Origin of the sequence: Natronococcus sp. JC468, assembly GCF_012163165.1 — an archaeon.
Taxonomy (GTDB): Archaea; Halobacteriota; Halobacteria; order Halobacteriales; family Natrialbaceae; genus Natronococcus; species Natronococcus jeotgali.
The window spans coordinates 1-19312 of record NZ_JAAVUO010000054.1 but is presented as its reverse complement, the minus strand read 5'-3'; the positions used below and the strand labels follow the sequence as shown (position 1 = coordinate 19312).

Annotated in this window: 20 protein-coding genes and 1 tRNA gene; 6 read left to right on the top strand and 15 right to left on the bottom strand. The window is 68.2% G+C overall.

Annotated features, from left to right (window positions below; all coding sequences use genetic code 11):
- A partial coding sequence (locus tag GWG54_RS18695; protein ID WP_167939183.1) for a lysylphosphatidylglycerol synthase domain-containing protein occupies positions 1-976 on the bottom strand: 976 nt, incomplete at its 3' end.
- Positions 977-1227: 251 nt separating this feature from the next.
- Positions 1228-1301 (bottom strand) — tRNA-Lys (locus GWG54_RS18690).
- Positions 1302-1447: 146 nt separating this feature from the next.
- Between GWG54_RS18690 and GWG54_RS18685 the strand changes: the two genes are divergently transcribed.
- The gene (locus GWG54_RS18685) at positions 1448-2899 is read left to right on the top strand and encodes a DHH family phosphoesterase (protein WP_167939182.1); all 1452 of its coding nucleotides are present in this window, start codon (positions 1448-1450) and stop codon (positions 2897-2899) included.
- Here the strand turns inward: GWG54_RS18685 and GWG54_RS18680 are convergent, their stop codons facing one another.
- From GWG54_RS18680 to GWG54_RS18640, 9 genes are all read right to left on the bottom strand, one after another.
- Positions 2900-3196: a PRC-barrel domain-containing protein gene (locus tag GWG54_RS18680; protein WP_167939181.1), complete on the bottom strand. Its 297-nt coding sequence runs from the start codon at positions 3194-3196 to the stop codon at positions 2900-2902. It abuts the gene before it with no gap.
- 83 nt (positions 3197-3279) lie between these two features.
- The gene (locus GWG54_RS18675) at positions 3280-4386 is read right to left on the bottom strand and encodes a phosphotransacetylase family protein (protein WP_167939180.1); all 1107 of its coding nucleotides are present in this window, start codon (positions 4384-4386) and stop codon (positions 3280-3282) included.
- Positions 4383-6479 carry an acetate--CoA ligase family protein gene (locus GWG54_RS18670; RefSeq protein ID WP_167939179.1) on the bottom strand — a complete coding sequence of 699 codons (2097 nt, stop codon included), beginning with the start codon at positions 6477-6479 and terminating at the stop codon, positions 4383-4385. Before GWG54_RS18670 ends, GWG54_RS18675 begins: the two co-directional genes overlap by 4 nt.
- 74 nt (positions 6480-6553) lie before the next feature.
- Entirely contained in the window at positions 6554-7570 is a 1017-nt protein-coding gene (locus GWG54_RS18665) for a metal ABC transporter permease (protein WP_167939178.1), read from the bottom strand.
- Positions 7570-8292, bottom strand: a complete 723-nt coding sequence (locus tag GWG54_RS18660) for a metal ABC transporter ATP-binding protein (RefSeq protein WP_209438528.1) — start codon at positions 8290-8292, stop codon at positions 7570-7572. The genes GWG54_RS18665 and GWG54_RS18660 overlap by 1 nt, the downstream gene beginning before the upstream one ends.
- A 75-nt stretch (positions 8293-8367) precedes the next feature.
- On the bottom strand, positions 8368-9750 hold the full coding sequence (locus tag GWG54_RS18655; RefSeq protein WP_167939176.1) for a metal ABC transporter solute-binding protein, Zn/Mn family: 1383 nt from the start codon (positions 9748-9750) through the stop codon (positions 8368-8370).
- A gap of 414 nt (positions 9751-10164) precedes the next feature.
- Complete coding sequence (locus tag GWG54_RS18650; protein WP_245242870.1) at positions 10165-10524, bottom strand: hypothetical protein; 360 nt, start codon at positions 10522-10524, stop codon at positions 10165-10167.
- A gap of 155 nt (positions 10525-10679) precedes the next feature.
- A complete protein-coding gene (locus tag GWG54_RS18645; protein ID WP_167939175.1) occupies positions 10680-11090 on the bottom strand; it encodes a hypothetical protein in 411 nt (136 codons plus the stop codon).
- A gap of 48 nt (positions 11091-11138) precedes the next feature.
- Complete coding sequence (locus GWG54_RS18640; RefSeq protein WP_167939174.1) at positions 11139-12251, bottom strand: YhjD/YihY/BrkB family envelope integrity protein; 1113 nt, start codon at positions 12249-12251, stop codon at positions 11139-11141.
- 180 nt (positions 12252-12431) lie between these two features.
- Between GWG54_RS18640 and dpsA the strand changes: the two genes are divergently transcribed.
- Positions 12432-12977 carry a DNA starvation/stationary phase protection protein DpsA gene (dpsA, locus tag GWG54_RS18635; RefSeq protein ID WP_167939173.1) on the top strand — a complete coding sequence of 182 codons (546 nt, stop codon included), beginning with the start codon at positions 12432-12434 and terminating at the stop codon, positions 12975-12977.
- Between the two features lie 222 nt (positions 12978-13199).
- Here dpsA and GWG54_RS18630 read toward each other — a convergent pair whose 3' ends face one another.
- Positions 13200-13370 carry a hypothetical protein gene (locus GWG54_RS18630; protein ID WP_008425824.1) on the bottom strand — a complete coding sequence of 57 codons (171 nt, stop codon included), beginning with the start codon at positions 13368-13370 and terminating at the stop codon, positions 13200-13202.
- A gap of 127 nt (positions 13371-13497) precedes the next feature.
- Between GWG54_RS18630 and GWG54_RS18625 the strand changes: the two genes are divergently transcribed.
- Entirely contained in the window at positions 13498-14037 is a 540-nt protein-coding gene (locus GWG54_RS18625; RefSeq protein WP_167939172.1) for a macro domain-containing protein, read from the top strand.
- A gap of 169 nt (positions 14038-14206) precedes the next feature.
- Complete coding sequence (locus GWG54_RS18620; RefSeq protein ID WP_167939171.1) at positions 14207-14629, top strand: universal stress protein; 423 nt, start codon at positions 14207-14209, stop codon at positions 14627-14629.
- 82 nt (positions 14630-14711) lie between these two features.
- On the opposite strand, the gene purM is transcribed toward GWG54_RS18620, so the two are convergent.
- The 3 genes from purM to GWG54_RS18605 form a co-directional block, all read right to left on the bottom strand.
- Positions 14712-15707 (bottom strand): phosphoribosylformylglycinamidine cyclo-ligase, encoded by a 996-nt coding sequence (gene purM / locus GWG54_RS18615; protein ID WP_167939170.1) that lies wholly within the window; start codon positions 15705-15707, stop codon positions 14712-14714.
- A 113-nt stretch (positions 15708-15820) separates the two neighbouring features.
- Positions 15821-16447 carry a metalloprotease gene (locus GWG54_RS18610; protein ID WP_167939169.1) on the bottom strand — a complete coding sequence of 209 codons (627 nt, stop codon included), beginning with the start codon at positions 16445-16447 and terminating at the stop codon, positions 15821-15823.
- A complete protein-coding gene (locus GWG54_RS18605; RefSeq protein WP_167939168.1) occupies positions 16444-18216 on the bottom strand; it encodes a TraB/GumN family protein in 1773 nt (590 codons plus the stop codon). Before GWG54_RS18605 ends, GWG54_RS18610 begins: the two co-directional genes overlap by 4 nt.
- Before the next feature lie 114 nt (positions 18217-18330).
- Between GWG54_RS18605 and GWG54_RS18600 the strand changes: the two genes are divergently transcribed.
- A complete protein-coding gene (locus GWG54_RS18600) occupies positions 18331-18771 on the top strand; it encodes an acyl-CoA thioesterase (protein WP_167939167.1) in 441 nt (146 codons plus the stop codon).
- Positions 18772-18813: 42 nt separating this feature from the next.
- Positions 18814-19146 (top strand): hypothetical protein, encoded by a 333-nt coding sequence (locus GWG54_RS18595; RefSeq protein WP_167939166.1) that lies wholly within the window; start codon positions 18814-18816, stop codon positions 19144-19146.
- Positions 19147-19312 lie beyond the last annotated feature (166 nt).

Sequence of the window (19312 nt, the reverse complement as noted above, 5' to 3'; positions counted from 1 at the left end):
CGCCGAGGGGCCCGCCGGCGAGCGCGCCAAACGAGAGCGTGACCGTCCGACCGACCACCACGGCCGCGGTGCCCGCGGCCGCCGTCGCGCCGGTTACCAGCACCAGCGCCCCGCCGAGCAACAGGTCGTAGGCACCGAGGCTCCCGGGGATTGGCACGACGCTCGCCACCTGGGGAAGCGGCACGACGACGAGGATCGGGAGCAACGCGACCTCGGCGCCGACGCCGGCGAGCGCGACCCACAGGGCGGCCGCGGTCAGGACCTGCTCGAGGACGCCCCCGAGCGCGATCAGCGAGAGCAGCCCCGGCGTCTCCCGGAAGCCGACGACGCGGTCCCAGTACCGATCGACGGCCGCGGCCACGACCGAGCGGTCGTAGGGACGATCCCGGAACAGGCTCGAGAGCCGGGTCACGATCGGCGTCAACAGCGCGACGAGCCCTCGCGAGAGGTGGGCTCGCGAGGCCAGGACGATACCGCCGAACGCCGCCAGCCCGACGATCGAGACGCCGAGGGTCGACAGCAACGCGGCGCTGTCGGGCCCCCCGAGGAGGACCGCGAGACCGAGGAGCCCGGAGAGGGTCAGTTGTACGCCCGACTTGGCGTACTTGGCGACCGACCGCACGCCCAGCGCGTCCGAGTACCCGGTGTTCGTCGCGACGCCGAGAAACCGGGCCATGATCGGCTCCGAACTCACGGGCCCGGCCGGGCTGAGGATGTCGAAGAAGTCGCCAGCGAGTGCGAACTGTGCGCTCCGGGGCAGCGACACGCCCCCGTTCAGCGGCGCGAGAGAAGCCCACACGCCGATCCCGTCCGCGAGCCCCTCGAGGACGACCAGCGCTACGACGAGGGCGAACGCCCACGGGGCGATCGCGGCCGCCCGCTCGAGGACGGTTCCGGCGCCGACCGAGTAGACGTACCCCGCGAACACGCCCGCTCCCAGGAGGGCGCCCAGCAGGAATCGGAGCGATCGTCTCACGGACGGCCGTTTCGCTCGAGTGCGCAAAAGGATGCTGAAGCGGGTCGGCGCGGGGGTTCGTTCGACGCGTCGGGTATCGGTGCGAATCGCCGTCGGTAGACGGTCGACTTGGGCTCGAGAGGAAAGGAAGCGGGCCAGGCGCGATTTGAACACACGGTCGGACGTGCTCACTCCGTTGCGCGCGACCTCCCTGCGTTCAAATCCCGCCGGTTCCGATGCTCGCCGCTCGCGAGTTTGCTCGCGGCGAGAAGCGGGCCGGGCGCGATTTGAACACGCGACCGTCTGATTAAGAGTCAGACGCTCTGCCGGACTGAGCTACCGGCCCTGTACTCCCGACTTTCGGACGCGGATAAATATACGTTTCCCTTGGACGGCGCCGTGGGAGCGGTGTCCAAACGCCGTTTCTCGAGGGGATTCCGACGTGCCAATCTCCGGGACCGTTAAGTACGGGCGGTTCGACCTCACGGTCACATGAGCACGGGGGTTACGATCTCGTCGATCTCGGACTACGCGATTCTCGGCTGCGGGAGCGTGGGATACGCCGTCGCCGAGGAACTCGTCGAGCAGGGGAAAGACGTCGTGATCATCGACCGCGACGAGAGCCGGGTCGAGTCCCTCCGCGATCAGGATCTGGACGCCCGCACGGCCGACATCCGCGAGCCGGAGGCCGCCGACCTCGTCGCCGAGCGCGACGTCGTGTTGATTCTGGCGTCCGACGTCGAGGCCAACAAGGCCGCCGTCGAGCACATCCGCGCGAGAAACGACGAGAGCCAGTTCCTCGTCGCGCGCGCGAGCGATCCCGTTTCGGGCGACGAGCTCTCGGAGCTGGGCGCCGACATCGTCATCAACCCCTCCTCGGTGATCGCCGAGTCCGCCCTGCGGGCCCTGGAGTCCGGCGAACTCGAGTACAACGCCGAGAAGCTCGCCCGGCTGATCGAGTCGACCGACTCGCGGCTGGCGATTCTCACCCAGGACAGCCCCGATCCGGACTCGATCGCCAGCGCCGCGGCCCTGCAGGCGATCGCCGACCACCTCGGGATCGACGCCGACATCGTCTACCTGGGCGACGTCGGCCACCAGGAAAACAGGGCGTTCGTCAACCTGCTGGGGATCGACCTCGTGCAGTGGGACGAGATCGCCGATCCCTCGGTGTACGACACCGCCGCCCTGGTCGACCACGCGACCTCCTCCGAGATGAGCCTGGACGTCGACATCGTGATCGACCACCACGAGTCCGAGGAGTCCTACGACCCCGAGTTCGCCGACGTCCGGCCGAACATGTCCTCGACGTCGACGATCATGACGAAGTACATCCAGGAGTTCGACATGAACGTCTCCGAGGAGGTCGCCACCGCCCTGCTGTACGGCATCCGCGCGGAGACGCTGGATTTCAAACGCGACACGACCCCCGCCGACCTCACCGCCGCGGCCTACCTCTACCCCTTCGCGAACCACGACACCCTAGAGCAGGTCGAGTCACCGTCGATGTCCCCCGAGACGCTCGACGTGCTCGCCGAGGCGATCACTAACCGGGACGTCCAGGGGAGCCACCTCGTCTCCAACGCCGGCTTCGTCCGCGACCGGGAGGCGCTGACCCAGGCCGCGGGCCACCTGCTCGATCTCGAGGGGGTGACCACGACCGCGGTCTTCGGCATCGCCGACGAGACGATCTTCCTGGCGGGTCGATCGAAGGACATCCGCATCAACATCGGCAAGGTGTTAGACGACGCCTACGGCGAGATCGGCGAGACCGCGGGCCACTCGACGCAGGCCAGCGCCGAGATCCCGCTTGGCATCTTCACGGGGATCGAGATCTCCGAGGGCACCCGGGACACGCTGCTCGAGCTAACCGAAGAAGCGGTCAAGCGGACCCTGTTCGACGCGATGGGCGTCGACGGGAGCGAGGGGTCGAACGGAAACTGATCAGGCGACGATCTCGTCGGACTCCTCCTCGTCGGGGTCGCGGACGCGCTCGACGACGTCGTTGATCAACACGACGTCGCCGACCGATCGGACCCAGCGGTAGGGAACGATGACGCCCTTGCCGGCGTCGGCTTCCTCCCGGAACAGTTCCGCGTTGAGGCTCCCGAGCGCGAGCCCCTCGATGGTCTGTTCGCCGATGTTGAGCTTGAGATCCTCGACTTCGCCGACGAAGACGCCGTTGTTCGAGTACACCTCGCGGCCGACGAGCGAGGTGACCTCCTGGTGTGTATCGTCCATGTCAGAGGGCATGTGTGGACGGCTCTTAACTTTTGGTCAGACGGGATCCGTCGGTCGAGCCGACCGTCTCGTCGCCGTGGCGGTCAGCCCACCAGGATCTCCTCGATGGCCGCGTGGTCTGTCAGCAGTCGTTCCATACGCTCGACGGTCTCGGCGTCGCGGGTGCGCCCGCTCCGGACGACGTCCTCGGCGCGTTCGACCGTCGTCAGCGTGTCCGTCTGCACCGAGAGGATCGGCATCCCCTTCTCGGTGGCCTGGCCGACTACCGCCCCGGACGGTCGGTGTCCGCCCGTGAGGATGAGACAGCGGACGCCGGGCGCCTCGAGCGCGGCCGTGTGGATCTCGGCGCGGTCCCCGCCGGTGATGACCGCGGCGTCTTTCGTCCGGCGGAAGTGTCGCAGGGCGCTGTCGGCGCCCATCGCACCGACCGTAAAGCGCTCGACGTAGGCGTCGTCGCCCGCGTCGACGAGTGTCGACGCGCCGAGTTCGTCCGCTAGCTCGGCGACGGTCACGCCCGCGAGCGTTCGCTCGCTCGGGATCACGCCGTGAACCGGGATTCCTCGGCCCTCGAGGAACGGGACGACATCGGTCTCGAGCCCGTCGTAGGCCGCGTCGGAGACGTTGTTGAAGACGACGCCCGCGAGGCGGTCGCCGAAGGTTCGGGCGGCCGCAAGCACGTCGTCGGCGTCGCCGGGCACCTCGTAGGGCGCGACGAGCAGGACCCGGGCGTCGAGCAGGTCGGCCAGGTCGGCGTCGGCGAGTTCGACGATCCCGCCGACCTCGTAGCTGCCGCCGCCCTCGAGGATCAACCGGTCGTGGTCGGCCGCGAGCGCGTCGAACGCCTCCCGGACGCGGTCGCGGATCTCGTCGGGCTGCTCGCGGCCGCGAATCGCCTGCTCGACGAACGTCGGCGAGTAGACCACGGGTTCGAGGTCGTGGATCTCGGCCTCGAGCTCGAGCAGCTCCCGGGCGAGCATCGGGTCCTCGTCCAGGGTCTTCCCGACGTTGCTCTGCAGGCGGGTGCCCTTCGGTTTCATGTAGCCGACGTCCTCGCCGCGCTCGCGGGCGAGTCGAGCGAGCGCCAGTGCGATCGCCGTCTTCCCGGTGCTCTCCGCGAGGGAGGCGACGAGGATCGGCTGCGAGCTGTCGGCGGTCGATTCGGTCTCGGTGTCGGTGTCGGTGTCGGTCATAGTTCGTCGGTGTCGACGGTGAGTCGGAGGTCGATCGCCTGTACGCCATCGGGGCCGGCCACGAGCGGGTTGACGTCGAGCTCGAGGATCGAGGGGAAGTCGGTCACGAGCTGGGAGAGGCGCTGGATCGTCTCGACGACGCCGTCGACGTCGGCCGGCTCGCGGCCGCGGGCGCCCCGCAACAGCGGCGCCGCCTTGATCCCGTCGACCATCTCGCGGGCCTGCCCCTCGCCGATCGGGGCGACCCGGACCGAGGTGTCCTCGAGGATCTCGACGAAGATCCCGCCCAGGCCAAAGAGCAGGAGTGGGCCGAACTGCGGGTCGCGGTTCATCCCGACGATCGTCTCGGTCGAGGACTCGAGGTCGAGCATTTCCTGGACCTGGACCCCGAGGATCGTCGCGTCGGGCTGGTAGTTGCGCGCCCGGGCGACGAGGTCCTCGTAGGCGTCGTAGACGTCGTCCTCGCTCACTCCGACTTTCACGCCGCCGATGTCGGACTTGTGCGTGATGTCGGGGCTGACGATCTTCATGACGACGTCGCCCTCGATCGACGCGGCCACCTCGCGGGCGCGATCGGGGTCGTCGACGATCTCCCCGTCGGGCGTCGGGATCCCGTAGGCCTCGAGTAGCTCCATCGACTCGACGCCGAGGCGGTTGTCGTCGCGGTCGCGGGCGCGCTCGAGGATCCTCCGGGCGCGCTCGCGGTCGACGTCGAAGGCGGCGGGTTCGTCGATCGGTCGATCGCTGATCTCGCGGTGCCGGGCCAGCGCGTCGAGGCCCGCGACGGCGCGGGAGGGGTCGAAGTAGTTCGGGATGCCGAACTCCCGCAGGACCTCCTCCGCGGCCCGGGCGCGCGCGCCGCCCATCAGGCAGGTGACGACGGGTTTGTCGTGTTCCTCGCGTTTCTCGATGACCGCCTCGGCGAGCCCGTCGTACTCGAGGACGGCCGTCGGCGCGCTGACGACGACCGCGCTCCCGACGTTCGGGTCCTCGAGGGCGATGTCGAGCGCCTCGCCGAAGCGCTCGACGTCGGCGTCGCCGATGGCGTCGATCGGGTTGTAGACGTTGGCCTCGTCGGGCATCGCCCCGGCGAGCGCGTCGATCGTCTCGTCGTCGAAGTCGGCCATCCGGAGCGAGGAGTCCCCGACCGCGTCGGTCGTGAGCACGCCCGGACCGCCGGCGTTGGTGACGACGGCGACGCCGTCGGTCTCGGGCTCGGGCAGCCCCGACAGCGCCCGGGCGTAGTCGAACAGCTGCTGGACCGAGGTGGCCCGGAGCACGCCCGCCTGCTCGAGGCCGGCCTCGTAGGCCCGTTCGCTGCCCGCGATCGCCCCCGTGTGCGAGGAGGCTGCCTGCGCGCCGGCGTCGGTGCGGCCGGACTTGACCAGCACGATCGGGGTGTCGTCGGTCACCTCGCGGGCTGCCCGGACGAACGCCTGCCCGTCGTCGACGTCCTCGAGGTAACCGATGATGACGTCGGTGTCGGGGTCGTCACCCCACTCACGGACGAAGTCGGTCTCGTCGAGGACGGTCTTGTTGCCCAGCGAGACGACGTCCCGGAAGCCGATCCCCTGCTCGTTGGCCCAGTCCAGCACGGCCGTGATAAAGGCGCCCGACTGGCTCATAAAGGAGATCGAGCCCTCGCGGGCGTCCTCGGGGCCGAACGTGGCGTTCATGTCGTTCGCCGTCGACATCACGCCGAGGCTGTTCGGGCCGACGACGTTGAGGTTGTACTCCGCGGCGAGCTCGCGGAGCCGTCGCTCGCGTTCGGCGCCCTCGCCCCCCGTCTCGGAGAAGCCGGCGGTGATGACGACGACGTCGTCGGTGCCCGCCTCGGCGACGTCCTCGATGGCGTCGATCACGACCGTCGGCGGGACGACGATCACCGCCAGGTCGATCGACGGCGCGGCCTGTACATCGCGGTAACACTCGAGCCCGAGCACCTCGTCGCGGTTGGGGTTGATCGGGATCACCTCGCCCGCGAACTCGTCTCGCAGGTTCTCGAGGATCGCCCGACCGACGGCGCCCTCACGGTCGGTGGCGCCGACCACGGCGACGGTCTCGGGTGCGAAGAGATCGGATAACCGTCCCATCGCTCACGCCTTCGGCGAGGAGCGGGTTAAACGTACAGCGCGCTCCCGCAGTCCGGGAACGGGAATCCGATCGATCAGTGGATCGAAATCGCACTCCCGGAACGGCTCGAGGCGAGCAGTGCCAGGAGGTAGATTCCGATCGCGACGACGACGATCGAGCCGCCCGGGGGCAGCCCCTGCGAGATCGCGAACGCGAACCCGCCGAGCACCGACCCCTGTCCGAACAGGATCGACAGCGCCAGCGTCTCCCGGAAGCCGCGGGCGATCTGGGAGGCAGCCGCGACAGGGATGACGAGCATCGCGGCGACGAGGATCACGCCGAGGATCTGCATGGCGCCGACGACGACGACCGCGGTCATCACGATCAACAGCGTGTTGTACCAGGTGACGTTGAGTCGGGCGACGCGGGCGGCCTGCTCGTCGAAGGTGATAAAGAGCAGTTGCTTGTAGGTGAGCGCGACGACGGCGACGACGGCGACGGTCAGGATCGCGACCAGCCGCGCCCCCTCGGCGGGGATGACGGCCGCGCTGCCGAAGAGGTAGTCGTCGATGCTCACCCCCGAGAAGCCCCCGCGGCCGTAGCTGATGATCAGCGTTCCGATGGCGAAGCTGCCGGTGAGCATGATCGCGATCGGCACGTCGCCGTAGGCGTTCGTCCGCTCGGCGAGGTACTGGACGAGCAACGCGCCGAGGATCGCAACGACGAGCGCGGTGACAAGCAACGAGCCGTCCCAGTCGGTCGTCGCGCTAAAGAGCAGGCCGATGGCGACGCCCGCGAAGGCGGTGTGGGCGAGCGTCTCGCCGATCAGCGCCATCTCGCGGTGGACGAGGTAGGTGCCGACCAGCGGCGCGGCGATGCCGACGAGCACGCCCGCCGCGATCGACCGCAGCATGAAGGAGTAGCCGAAGACGCTCGTTCCGAGGTAGTAGTCGGCCCACATCCCCGCGGTCGTGAACTGGTCGTACAGGGTCCCCGCGTAGGGATACTCCCGGAGCCACTCGAGGGCCAGGAAGGCGAGCATCGCGACCGCGAGCAGGCCCGTCAGCGCGAGTCCGATCCGCTCGAGGCGGCGTCTGGTCGTCCGATTCATCAGTGGTGGTGGTGGACGACCTGTCCGGTCGTTCCGTACGCCTGCTCTAAGGCGTCGCTCTCGACGAACGATTCCGTGTCCCCGTGGTGGAACAGCTCCGTGTTGATACAGGCGATCCGATCCGCCCGATCGGTGACGACGCCGATGTCGTGCTCGATCAGGACGATCGTGATCCCGTCGTCGTTGAGCGAGTCGAGCAGCTTGTAGAACGCGTCGCGGGACTCGGCGTCAACGCCGACGGTCGGCTCGTCCAGCGCCAGCAGGTCGGCCTCGGAGGCCAGCGCCCGCGCGATGTATGCTCGCTGGCGCTGCCCGCCCGAGAGCTCGTTGATCCGTCGCTCGGCGAGGTCGGTGATGCCGACCGTCTCGAGGGCGTCGTCGACGATCGCGCGGTCGTCGTCGGTCAGCCGCGAGTAGCCCGCGCGGGCGAACCGTCCCATCGTCACTGCCTCGCGGACGGTGACGGGCATCGTCCCGCCGCGGCTCGTGGCCTTCTGGGAGACGTAGCCGATGCGCTCGCCCCGGTCGAACGCCTCGACGGGCTGGCCGAACAGCTCGATCCGTCCGCTGTCGGGGCTGTGCAGGCCGAGCATCAGGTGCAACAGTGTCGTCTTCCCCGACCCGTTCGGGCCGACCAGCCCGAGGAAATCGCCCGCCTCGATCGTCAGCGAGACGTCTCTGACGGCGACGGTCTCGCCGTAGGCGAACGTCACGTCCTCCATCTCGACGATCGCGGTCACTGGTATCTCACCCGCGTATCGGACGCGGATAGCCTTATGTCTTCCATTTCGATACCCCTACTCGGCCCCGAGCGCCGCCGCGAGCGACGGGATCGTGATCTCTTCCATCTGCTCGATCCAGCCGTACCCCTGCTCGTTCCACTCCTCGAGGGTCCCCCCGGCGGCCGTGATCGGCGCGGCCTCGGTCGCGTCGGTCTCCTCGAGCAACACCTCGGCCATCTGGGGGAGGTCGCCGTCCGCGCTCTCGAAGGGATCGTAGAGGATCGTCTCGATGCCGTTGTCCTCGATGGCGCCGATCAGCTCCGAGACGTCCTCGCTCGACTCGACCGCGTCGGGGGAGACCCCGACCGGGGTTCGGAGTTCGAACTCGTACCGGTCCTCGAGGTACCCGAACGAGTCGTGGCCGGCGAGGACCGCGACGTCCCGCGTCGCAGCCTCGGCGACGTTCTGGAAGCGCTGGTGGACCTCGTCCAGTCGCCCGGCGTACTCGGCGGCGTTTTCCTCGTACTGGTCGGCGCCGTCCGAATCGACCTCGCCCAGCCCGGCGGCGATCGTTTCGACCATCGACCGGGCGAGAACGGGGTCGACCCAGACGTGGGGGTCGGCGAGCTCGAGCCCGCCCTCGTCGGTGTGCTCGTCGACGACCGCGACCTCGCCGTCGGCCCCGCTCGTGTCCCAGACGACCTCGCCGTCGGCCGCGAGCTCGAAGACCACCGTCGTCTGACCCTCCTCGAGACCCCGGAGCTCGAGGCGGTCCCCGTCGGACTCGATCTCGAGAACGTCCGCGTTCGCGCCGTCGGGGACCGTCGCCTCGAGGGCGAACGGCGCGTCCCCGCCCAGCGGGAGACGACGGCCCTCGACGTCCTCGACGACGCCCTCGAGGGTGACGCTGCCGTCCAGGGGGACGTCGGGCACGTCCCCGTGCCAGTGGCCGTCGTGCAAGGAGGCGACCTCCTCGCCGCTTCGACCGTCGTAGAGTGCGAACCCGCCGACCTCGACGGCCGTCGGATCGCCGTCGTACTCCGCCTCGGGCTCGTGGCCGTGGTCGGTCTCGTGTTCCGTCGAACCGAGCTGCGCTTCGATTCCCTCGAGCGCGTCGATCACCGCGACGTCCTCGGACTCGAGGTCCGCCGCGACGTCCTGGGCCCAGGCGAACTCGGGCGTGTCGAGGTAGACGAACGCGGCCGACTGCGAGATCTCGCGTTGGAGGTCGCTCGGCGGCTCCCAGCCGTGTCCCATCTCGCCCGTTTCTACCGGGTTCTCGACCGTCATCTCGTCGCCGACGACGTGGCTCGTCCAGTCGGCGAGTGCGAAGAAGGCGCCGTAGACCGTCCCCTCGCCGCCGCCATCGGCGGGGGGCTCGTCCAGGCAGCCGGCGAGTGTGCCGAGCGCGAGGGCGCCGGCCCCGGAGCGAAGCACCGCGCGACGTGATCGTGTCATAGACGGAACTACGAGCGGGCGGATAAAAGAGTTATTATATGTTGGAGAGTAGTTAATAACGAGTCGTAGTCACAGCCCGAGAGATAACAAGATTCGGCGGTAGCGGTCGAACCAAAAGTCGTCCGGGACCGCTACGGTGCGGATCGGGACATCGAGGAAGGCCTCACCGCGTCGCACCGACGTGCTACCGGCGTGGGGCGCGGTGCGATAGCGACCGACGTCGAAACGCTGCGGCTCGAGCGATCGACGGCGTTCGGACCGAACGCGTACGGCGGTACGGTTACTCGTTCGCGTGGTTGATCGCGTCGTCGAAGTCGTCGACGACCTCGACCGGGAGCTCGGGGGACTCCCAGCCGAACCGGTCGCCCTCCCAGACCTCCGCGACGATCGCGGTCTCGCCCGGCGCGCGACCGATCAGGTCGACGCGGTCCCGGCGGGGCTCGATCGCGACGGTGTCGTCCCCCTCGACGGCGACCGTCGCCCGAGTCGGTGCGGGGCGTCCGCTCCGAATTCGAGGTCGCCGTCGGCGTCCCCGGCGCGAGCGCCGACCGGGAGTTTACCCTCGAGGGGCAGGACGAGCGGGCCGCCCTCCCAGCGATCCCCGTCGACCGCCGCGAGGAGCGCGCCCGTTTCGGGGTCGATCAGCTCGAACGACTCGACCGCCACGTAGTCCTCGTCGTTCTCGTCGGCGCCGCCCAGACAGCCCGCAAGGCCGAGCGTCGCGAGGGAGCCCGACGCCGCGAGCACCGTCCGGCGGGTTCGCTCAGCGGGCATCGGTCGAAACGTCCCGGCGTGGACTCTCGAGGACGCGAGCAGCGAGCGACGGAGTTGGATACATTACTATATATGTGAATTACCGAAAATGCAAGTACTTTCGGGTCCGGCGACCCTCGCCGCGTGCGGACACGCGCCACTGACTCGTCGGAGACTTACTCGAGCGAGACGTACACGTCCACGCCGTCGAGACGCCGGTAGGCGGGGACCGGGGTGCGGACGACCTCGAAGGCCTCGAGCCGAACCACGAGTCGACCGGGGTCGATCGTCGCCCGGAGCACCGGCCCTCGACTGGTGACGGTGACGTACGGCGGGGCGGGGACCGGGCTGGCCGGCAGTTCGCAGTCGGCCGCCGCCACGGCGTCGGCCAGCAGCGACGCCAGCCCATCGAGCAGACCGGCCTCCTCGAGCCCCGCCCGCAGCGGGGCGACGACCCGGTCGGGATTCGTCGTCCGGGAGGTATCCCAGGGATCGGCGACCCGATCGGCGCAGTCGTCGACCCCGCGGACGACGGACTGCCACTCGGTCTGGATCCGGCGTCGAGCCGCCCTGACTGGGTGGGACACGCACCGGACTGCCACGGGCACCTACTAAGCTCTCACGACTTTCCGACGCTAACGCTCCCGGATCGTCCCGATCCGCAACGTCTCGATCCGGGAGGCGGCCTCGTGGATCGCCTGTTTCCACTCGGGGTCGTCGCGAACGTCGAGCTCCGATCGGAGGCGCTCGTTCTCGTCTTCGAGCGTTCGGACCCGACCGTCGAGCTCGTCGACCCGGTCCTCGAGGTGGTAGCGACGGCTCCGATGGGCCTGCAGGTCCTGACGGATCTTGTTGCGCTCCCGCCGGAGCTCCCCGACCTCCCGGCGCAGTCGGTCGTTGGTACGTCGGCTCCGTTCGAGTCGTCGCTTCCGGGCGATCGACTCGTCGTCGTCGTCCTCAAGGGTGAGCCGACCCGACCGGGTCGCGTTGACGACCGCGCCGACCAGCAGGATTAGCCCGCCGAAGTACAGCCAGGTGAGCAACAGCAGGATCGCACCGACCGGTCCGGCCGCGTCCGATCCGGAGGCGACGGCGACGTACACCTGGAACAGCGACTGGAGCGCGGCCCAGCCGACCGCGGCGACGACGACGCCGGGAACGATCTCGCGGACGGAGACGTCGACGTCGGGGAAGAAGTAGTACATCGGGAGGAACGCGAACGTGAGTCCGACGATCAGCAGAATCGGGTTCAGCACTCCGATGAACGGAACGTCGGGCAGAACCGCGAACGCGGTCGTCGCGCCTGCGGCGGCCAGCAGCGCGATTGCGATCGCGCCGAAGACGACGAACGCGTCCCGTAGCTGCTCGAGAAAGGAGTTCTCGGCCGCCGACTCGTAGATCTCCGAGAACGCGGTGTCGAGCCCCCGGAAGATCTTCAGGGACCCCCAGATCAGCGTGACGAGTCCGATGATCGACGCGCCGGCCGACCCCGTCGATCCCTCGATCCCGTCCTCGAGGATCACCTGACCGCTCTCGGGAAGGAACCCCTCGGTCGTCGCGCTGACCTCGGTGGCGAGTTGCTCGTCGCCCACGACCGAGACGAGAAAGAACACGAGCACGAGCAGCGGTATCAGCGAGATGAACGCCTGGTAGGCGATACTCGCGGCCATGAACGTCACGTTCTTCTCCTGAATGCCGCCCACGACCGATTTCGCGGCTGCGATCCCGCTACGAGCGGTAGCTGACATACGGAGACGGTTCCCCTCGAGACCGATAGATCAACGGCTTGCACGGGCGACGGCTCCGACTCGAAGATCGCCGATACCGAAGTATAAAATCGGCTACTGGGAAAAAATCTTTTCCGATACGGAAAAATGGTTTTTTCATGGGAAATCTTTAAGTGAGGCGCGGTCGTATTCGGTAGTACGATGAGCACCCAGAAAACCGTCCGACAGTCGGCCGACGCCGTCGAGGAGAACGAGCTCCGGCTCGATCAGGAGAAAGCCGAGCAGGTCGTCGAAGCGCTGAACACCGAACTCGCGAACGCGTACGTACTGTACCACCAGCTGAAGAAACACCACTGGGTCGTCGAGGGAGCGGAGTTCCTGCCGCTGCACGAGTTCCTCGAGGAGGCCTACGAGCACGTCGAGGAGGGTGCCGACGTGATCGCCGAGCGCGCCCAGGCGCTGGGCGGGGTTCCCGTCTCCGGTCCCTCGAACCAGGAGGAACGCGCGACCGTCGAGTTCGAGGGCGAGGACGTCTACGACGTCCGCACGATGTTCCAGAACGACCTCGAGATGTACGGGGACATCATCGAGTCGATGCGCGACAGCATCGAACTCGCTGAGAACCTGGGCGACTACGCGAGCGCCGAGATCCTCCGCGAGATCCTCGTCACCCTCGAGGACGACGGCCACCACTTTGAGCACTACCTCGAGGACGACACCCTCGTGCTCGAGGAAGCGACGAAGTAATCGGCGGGCGAGCGATTCGGTCGGCTCTCTTTGCTCAGCGAGAGAATCCCGGCGTTTCCGCCGTCAGCAGAGATTTCTGATTGTCCGTCAGACGCCCTCTGACGACCGGGCGTGAATCGCGTCACTCAACGACACGAGTTTCGAGGAGCGTCTTTCCGTCCGCCGCAGGCGACAGCGTCGGCTCTCGTTCGAGTCGAGGGGTTCGTGAGAACCGAACGCGCGCTATGGCTCGAGGTCGACGGCGGAGTCCGTCGCGATCCAGCCGTCCTTGTTGTCGCGTTCGGTGATCACGAGCTTGCCGGGACGGGGCTCGTGACTGCAGACGATAGCGGTCGGCTCGTCGTCCGGCTCGGCCGTCTCCGTTTCTTCGTCCCTGCGGGCGGGTACGTCCATTACGAGCGATTAGGGAGACCTAAATCTAAAAGGTTTTGGTTGGCCTAAGACTCGGGGAACGCCCCCCACTTCGGAGCATCCGTCCGTCGGGCGTACTTTCAAACCCGAGCCCGTCGTAGCCGCGCGCATGGAGTTCGACGTCGTCCGGGGCGACATCGCCGAACAGTCCGCCGACGCGCTCGTCAACGCCGCCGGTACGAGCCTCGAGATGGGCTCCGGCGTCGCCGGCGCACTCCGACGCGGGGCCGGCGCGGAGATCAACGAGGAGGCCACCGAGCAGGGGCCGATCGACCTCGGCGAGGCCGCCGTCACCGACGCCTACGACCTCGACGCCGAGTACGTGATCCACGCCGCGGCGATGCCCCACTACGGCGATGGGCGGGCGACCGCCGAGAGCATCCGCGAGGCGACCCGCAACGCCCTCGAGACGGCCGACGAACTGAACTGTCGGTCGCTCGTGATCCCGGCGCTTGGCTGTGGCGTCGCCGGGTTCGATCTCGAGGACGGCGCCGCGATCATCGGCGAGGAGATCGACGCGTACGACCCGAGCGTCCTCAAGGACGTGCGGTTCATCGCCTACAGCGAAGCGGAGTACGACGCGATCCGCGCGGCGACCGGGCGAGCCGAGCGATCGAAGACGGCCGGATCGAGCGAATCCGACCGGTAACCGAGCCGCGACGAACCGTCCGCGAGCGACCGAAGCCGAGCCCCGACGCCGGCTCGAGTCGAGTGCGACGACCGATTCCGCCGTCAGTCGAGGGTGTGGATTCCCCCCGGTTGGGAACGGGTTCTAGTTTTACTTCCCGGGGCGTCGGAGTGTCGGCCGGAGAACAGCCATGTACGATACGATTCTCGTTCCGACTGACGGGAGCCAGCAGGCGGCTCGCGGCGTCGACCACGGGCTTGACATCGCCGAGCAGTACGGCGCATCCGTCTCGTGTCTCTACGTCGTCGACGAACGGCGCCACGGCCGACCGGCGGCGCTCAGTAGCGTCGAGGCCGAACACGAGAAAGTCGAGGACGAAGCGACCGAACTGCTCGAGGAGATCGCGGATCGCGCGCGCGACGCCGGACTCGAAGCCGACTACGAGTGTCGTCGCGGCCTCCCCTGGGAGGAGATCATCGCCCACGCGGAACAGCGAGACGCCGACCTGATCGTGATGGGACGGCGGGGAGCGACCGACGACCGCCGGACGCCGCTGGGAAGCGTCACCGAGCGAGTCATGCGTCGGACCGAAATCCCCGTCCAGGCGGTGTGAACTGGACTGGGGAAGAGCGCGACGCGGGCAATCGAGAGACGACACCGTCGCCTCGACGCGACGCTCGAGGGGACGCGTTCGCTCAGGACATCGAGAGGCCGCGGATCTCGACCGAATCGCCGTCCTCGACGCGGCCGATGACCCGCCCGTCGGTGGCGTCGACCAGCCCGTCGGCCCGGTCCTCGGGGACGGCGACGACGAACCCGGTGCCCATGTTGAACGTGCGGTGCATCTCCTCGTCGGAGACCTCGCCCTCGTCTTGGACGAACCCGAAGACCGGCTGGGCCGGCAGCGGATCGTCGATTACGTACCGGTGCTCGCCCATCCGCGAGAGGTTGGTCCAGCCGCCCCCGGTGACGTGGGCCGCGGCGCGGGCGCCGTGGTCGCGCATCGGCTCGAGCAGGTCGGCGTAGATACGGGTCGGTCGCAACAGCTCCTCGCCGATCGTCACGTCGGGGTTGGGCGGGAACGGGTCAGCGTACTCGTGGTCGCGGGTGACGGCCTCGCGGGCCAGCGTCAGCCCGTTCGAGTGGATCCCGTTCGAGGGGACGCCGACGAGCGCGTCGCCGACTCGCGCCTCGCCCTCGAGGATCGCGTCCTTGTCCGCGAGCCCGGCGCAGGTGCCCGCGAGGTCGAACCCGGAGACGACCTCGGGCATGACCGCCGTCTCGCCGCCCAGCAGCGTGAGGTCGGCCTCCTCGAGACCGACGGCCAGCCCCTCGCCGATCTCGTTGGTGAGGTCGTCGTCGGGCTCGTCGATCGCGAGGTAGTCGACGAAGGCGACGGGTTCGACCCCCGCCGCGACGAGGTCGTTGGCGTTCATCGCGATGCAGTCGATCCCGATCGTCGAGAAATCCCGAACGGCCTCGGCGACCAGTAGCTTGGTGCCGACGCCGTCGGTCGCCAGCGCGAGGTAGCGATCGCCGATGTCGAGCAGGCCGGCGTACTCGGTCGTCAGATCGCTGCCGAAGGCCTCGAGCAGCGCCGCCGTGGCGTCCTCGCTGGCCTCGATGTCGACGCCCGTCTCGGCGTAGGTCAGTCCCTCCGTCTCGCTCCCCTCGTCCGCGTTGTCGGTCATACCTCAACGACTGCCAGGGCCGAGCAAAAGGCCACCGGTCCGCTGTACCGATTTCCCGGTGCGACCGTCAGGTGGCTCGCGGTTGGGCCGCCACTGACGTACGGCGGTCCGTCTCAGAAGGGGAACCCGAAGACGAGGTAAAACCCCGCTAGCAGGACCAGGCTCAACCCGAAGACGGCCCCGAAGATCGACCGGTTCCACTCGAGGACCGACTTCCCGTCCAGCGAGCCGATCGGGATCAGGTTGAACGCGGCCAGAAAGAGGTTGATGAGCACCCCGAGGTGCCCGGCGAGACCGAACAGTCCGGGGAGGAGCATCAGCGGCAGGAACAACAGCGCGAGCAGGTGGTTGGTCACCGGGCCCGCGAGCGCGATCAGGCCGTTCTCCCGGACGGTGATGCGGCCGCGGTGGTAGACCGCACCCGGGGCCGCAAAGAGAAAGCCGATCAGCGCGCTCATGATCGCCAGAAACAGCATCTGGTAGTCGGCGCGAAACTCGGCGGTCTGGCCGTGCTCGATCGCGACGACCTTGTGGGCCAGCTCGTGTAACAGGAAGGCGACGCCGACGGTGACGAAGCTCAGTCCGACCATCGTAACGAAGACGCCGGCGTCGGCGCCCGCGTGGATCGGCGCCAGCAACAGCGCGAACGCGACGCTCAGGACGGTCCAGGCGAGCGCGAGATCGAACAGCTCCCTGTCGCTGAACGTAAGCTCCGAGGTCCGCTCGTTCGGGTAGCTCACGTCACCACCCCCCGAATGAGCTCGAGGCTGTTTCGAGCCCCGCGGAACAGCTCGTTCATCAGGGCGTCGACGCCGCCGATGTCCTGTCCCAGCCACGGAATAACCACGATGAAAAACAGGAAGGTCGCGACCATGCTGCCGATGTTCGTCAGCGCGACGATCATGATCAGCCTGAACAGCGGAACGTCGAACATCTCCTCGAGCGCCTCGCCTATCGGGCGGTCGGCGTCGCCGATGATCTCGTTGAGCCGTCCGACGTCTCGGACGTTGACCGGGCGGTACCTGAGCTCGACGTAGCCGGCGAACCAGCCCGGCGCCAGCAGCGGGTTGATGCTCGTGAGCCAGGCCACCGCCCCCCCGACGCCAGCGCTGATCCAGCGCGCGCCCGCGAGCCGGGCCAGCGCGAACGCGAAGATCCCGTTGAACGCGAACCACGCCAGGAACAGCCGGAGCAGGAAGGCGTTCTGGACGCCGGCCATGACCAGCAGGAAAAAGAAGCCGACGAAGGCGACCGTTACCAGATAGCCGACGATCTTCAGCGGCGAGAATCGCCGCTCCGACGCGGTCCCGGTTAGCGACTCCATCGGGGGTAGCTCTGTGGGGTTGCGGAGGTAGCGTTCGATGCCGGCCTTGTGGCCCGCGCCGACGACGGCGACGACGTGGTACCCCTGCTCGCGGAGCCCGTGGAGCTTGTGGGCGATGTAGGCGTCGCGCTCGTCGATCAGGGCCTCGGCGCCGCGAGGACTGAACCGGCGGAACTCCTCCATCATCGCCGCGACGACGTCGCCGTCGGTCATCTCCTCGATGTCGATCTCCTCGAGGTCGTCGGTGTCCTCGGCGAGGCCGTCGAGGACGAACCCGACGATCGCTCCGAGGGAGACGCCGACGCCGAGCCCCGCGACGGCGCCGACCCCGCCCCGGAGGGCGTACCCGCCCCAGCTCTCGAAGCCGCCCGGGGAGAGCGGCCCGAGGGCGACGTCGGCCGCGACCAGCGCGAGACAGCCGACGAGCCCGATCGCCGCCCCCGCCAGCAGCCGCAGCGAGAATCCGCTGACGAGCCCGCCCGCGTAGCGTCCGGCCGACTCGAGCGAGGGCAAAAAGAGCAGGCCCAGCGCGAGCCCGCCGGCGAGTCCGGTTCCGGCCGCGCCGACGTATTGCAACGTCGCGGCGTCGGTAACGCCGAGGGCGAAGAGCCCGCCGAGACCGAAAAGCGGCGCGAGGAAGGCACCGAAAACGAGCCCGAAGAAGGCGCCGAGCACCGCACCGAAGGTCAGCCCGATCGTCCGCGGATCGGTGACCCCGAGCGCGAGCCCGCCGACCATCTTGAGCTTCTCGGCAACCGACAGCCGCGTCCAGAACCGCTGGATCGTGATCTGGATGTCCCGATCGACCAGCGCGACGCCGCTGCCGTTTCGCTCGGCGGCCTCGATGGCGGCACGCATGTCCGCCCCGGGCTCGATGTCGAACCGACTCCCCAGCCGCGACTGAACGTACGACAGCATCCAGTAGGCCAGAAACTGGAAGACGGTGTTGCCCGAGAGCAGATCCGTCGCTTCGATATCGTCCGGGGCGCCGCCTTGCATCTGGCGGTACCGGTTCTCGTCGAGCTCGACGGCAACGACGTCCGGCTTCCGCTCGTCGACGGTCTCGTGGACCTCGTCGACGCTCGCCTGCGAGACGTGGGCGGTCCCGAGGACGTCGACGGAGCCCTGCCCCCCGCCAGCGGCGTCGGGGGGCTCCGGGACGTCGGCGTCGCCTGCATCACTCATTAGGCGTGTCAACTCGGCGCCGACTTTTACCAGTATCGAAGGCGTGAGTGTGTGACACGCACCTGCGGGCGCCGTCCGGCACGCCTAATTGCCGACGCCGGCAACTCCACCGCAATGACCGATCTACTCGAGACGCTGATCGAGAACCGCGAGATGGTCCAGCCCAACCACGCGAACATGCTCGAGACCGCCCACGGCGGAAACGTGATGAAGTGGATGGACGAGGTCGGCGCGATGTCCGCGATGCGCTTTTCGGGCGAGACCTGCGTCACCGCCCGCGTCGATCAGATGAACTTCGAGCGCCCGATCTCGGTCGGCGACACCGCCTACATCACGGCCTACGTCTACGACGCGGGCACCTCGAGCGTGAAGGTTCGCCTGCTCGCCGAGCGCGAGGACCTCCGGACCCGCGAGCGCGAGCGGACCACCGAATCGTACTTCGTCTACGTCGCGATCGACGAGGAGGGGCGACCGACGAGCGTGCCGGAGCTGACCGTCGACAGCGACGAGGGAGAACGGCTCCGTCGGGCGGCTCTCGAGGGCGAAACCGACTGAGTTACTGGGAAGAGCTAAATCGCCGCTGCGCCAACCGTACACATGGTTGCGCTGGAGACCGTCTTCGAGCTTCTCGGAAACGAACGCCGCAGGTACGCCCTCTACTACCTCTACGAGCGGGACGGCCCCGTCGCGATCGAGGACGTCGTCGAAACGGTCGAGCGATGGGAGGCCGACGGGGAGGGGGTCGGCCTCGAGGACGGCTCCTTCGAGGAGATCGCCCTAGAGTTGCAACACCGCCACCTGCCCCGATCGGCCGAGGTCGAGTTCGTCCAGTACGACCCGAACCAGAACGTCGTCCAGATCACCGGTTCGCCCCCGGAGTTCGACGCGTTCGTGACGATCGCGAAACTCCTCGAGAGCCCGGGCGAGTAAGTTACCCACGACTTCACAGTAGTTGCTGAAGTGACCAAGCGACGATTGTCGTTGTCCTCGTTGTCTCGATATGGTCGAGACAACTGAGGCAACGCAGGTGACTCGCGCAGCGTCGTCACTGCTGTTTCCTGAACTTGAGTTCGGAATCGCTGCTAACACCACATAT

Bases quoted from the DNA above. Each gene is read 5' to 3' on its own strand.
- GWG54_RS18630 (WP_008425824.1), bottom strand. From the start codon at position 13,370: ATGGACGTACCCGCCCGCAGGGACGAAGAAACGGAGACGGCCGAGCCG.
- GWG54_RS18605 (WP_167939168.1), bottom strand. From the start codon at position 18,216: ATGAGTGATGCAGGCGACGCCGACGTCCCGGAGCCCCCCGACGCCGCT.
- purM (WP_167939170.1), bottom strand. From the start codon at position 15,707: ATGACCGACAACGCGGACGAGGGGAGCGAGACGGAGGGACTGACCTAC.
- GWG54_RS18670 (WP_167939179.1), bottom strand. From the start codon at position 6,479: ATGGGACGGTTATCCGATCTCTTCGCACCCGAGACCGTCGCCGTGGTC.
- GWG54_RS18660 (WP_209438528.1), bottom strand. From the start codon at position 8,292: ATGGAGGACGTGACGTTCGCCTACGGCGAGACCGTCGCCGTCAGAGAC.
- GWG54_RS18650 (WP_245242870.1), bottom strand. From the start codon at position 10,524: ATGCCCGCTGAGCGAACCCGCCGGACGGTGCTCGCGGCGTCGGGCTCC.
- dpsA (WP_167939173.1), top strand. From the start codon at position 12,432: ATGAGCACCCAGAAAACCGTCCGACAGTCGGCCGACGCCGTCGAGGAG.
- GWG54_RS18640 (WP_167939174.1), bottom strand. From the start codon at position 12,251: ATGTCAGCTACCGCTCGTAGCGGGATCGCAGCCGCGAAATCGGTCGTG.
- GWG54_RS18595 (WP_167939166.1), top strand. From the start codon at position 18,814: ATGGTTGCGCTGGAGACCGTCTTCGAGCTTCTCGGAAACGAACGCCGC.
- GWG54_RS18675 (WP_167939180.1), bottom strand. From the start codon at position 4,386: ATGACCGACACCGACACCGACACCGAGACCGAATCGACCGCCGACAGC.
- GWG54_RS18625 (WP_167939172.1), top strand. From the start codon at position 13,498: ATGGAGTTCGACGTCGTCCGGGGCGACATCGCCGAACAGTCCGCCGAC.
- GWG54_RS18655 (WP_167939176.1), bottom strand. From the start codon at position 9,750: ATGACACGATCACGTCGCGCGGTGCTTCGCTCCGGGGCCGGCGCCCTC.
- GWG54_RS18680 (WP_167939181.1), bottom strand. From the start codon at position 3,196: ATGGACGATACACACCAGGAGGTCACCTCGCTCGTCGGCCGCGAGGTG.
- GWG54_RS18620 (WP_167939171.1), top strand. From the start codon at position 14,207: ATGTACGATACGATTCTCGTTCCGACTGACGGGAGCCAGCAGGCGGCT.
- GWG54_RS18665 (WP_167939178.1), bottom strand. From the start codon at position 7,570: ATGAATCGGACGACCAGACGCCGCCTCGAGCGGATCGGACTCGCGCTG.
- GWG54_RS18685 (WP_167939182.1), top strand. From the start codon at position 1,448: ATGAGCACGGGGGTTACGATCTCGTCGATCTCGGACTACGCGATTCTC.
- GWG54_RS18600 (WP_167939167.1), top strand. From the start codon at position 18,331: ATGACCGATCTACTCGAGACGCTGATCGAGAACCGCGAGATGGTCCAG.